A 1,145-nucleotide genomic window follows, 5' to 3' on the forward strand; every position below is an offset into this window, starting at 1 on the left:
AGGTAGTTGACGAAACTTAACGGATGTTTTAAGTTTAGGTTGTCAATCTTCGCGCTTCCTTAGGGAAGTTTGTCCTCATGACTACTGTTATCCAACGTCGCTCAACCAGCAACGTGTGGGAGCAGTTCTGCGAGTGGGTCACCTCCACCGATAACCGCCTTTACATTGGCTGGTTTGGGGTGCTGATGATTCCCACCCTCCTGACTGCCACCACCTGCTTTATCATCGCCTTCATTGGGGCTCCGCCGGTGGACATTGACGGCATCCGCGAGCCCGTTTCCGGTTCCTTGCTGTACGGGAACAACATCATTTCTGGGGCTGTAGTGCCCTCTTCGGCAGCCATTGGCCTGCACTTTTACCCGATTTGGGAAGCCGCCTCACTGGACGAGTGGCTGTACAACGGCGGTCCGTACCAGCTGATTGTGCTGCACTTTTTGATTGGGGTGTTCTGCTACATGGGACGCGAATGGGAGCTGAGCTACCGTTTGGGGATGCGGCCCTGGATTGCGGTGGCTTACTCTGCGCCCGTGGCAGCGGCCACAGCAGTGTTTTTGATTTACCCGATTGGGCAGGGGTCGTTCTCGGATGGGATGCCCCTGGGGATTTCGGGGACCTTCAACTTCATGCTGGTGTTCCAGGCAGAGCACAACATCCTGATGCACCCGTTCCACCAGCTGGGCGTGGCTGGCGTGTTTGGGGGTGCGCTGTTTAGTGCCATGCACGGGTCGCTGGTGACCTCGAGCCTGATTCGGGAGACCTCGGAAGAGGAGTCTCAGAACCTGGGGTACAAGTTTGGGCAAGAGGAAGAGACCTACAACATTGTGGCGGCGCACGGGTATTTTGGCCGGTTGATTTTCCAGTATGCGTCGTTCAACAACAGCCGGAGCCTGCACTTTTTCCTGGCGGCTTGGCCGGTGATTGGGATTTGGTTTACGGCGCTGGGGATCAGCATCATGGCGTTCAACCTGAACGGGTTCAACTTCAACCAGTCGATTGTGGACAGCAACGGTCGAGTGGTTGGGACGTGGGCTGATGTGCTGAACCGGGCGAACCTGGGGATGGAAGTGATGCACGAGCGGAATGCGCACAACTTCCCGCTGGATTTGGCGGCGGTGGAGGTAGCGCCTGCGGTGCGTGGCTGATGG

1 protein-coding gene is annotated in these 1,145 nt (G+C 57.1%); it reads left to right on the forward strand.

Annotated elements, in window-relative coordinates; genetic code table 11:
• Window positions 1-77 precede the first annotated feature (77 nt).
• Window positions 78-1,142, forward strand: coding sequence for a photosystem II q(b) protein (gene psbA, locus ACVW0B_RS14325; protein WP_011432036.1), 1,065 nt, complete (start codon window positions 78-80; stop codon window positions 1,140-1,142).
• Window positions 1,143-1,145 lie beyond the last annotated feature (3 nt).

The sequence above is a fragment of the Thermostichus sp. MS-CIW-23 genome (assembly GCF_054059455.1).

What these genes read in the sequence shown, in the direction of transcription:
- psbA (WP_011432036.1), top strand. Translation starts at nt 78, where the DNA reads ATGACTACTGTTATCCAACGTCGCTCAACCAGCAACGTGTGGGAGCAG.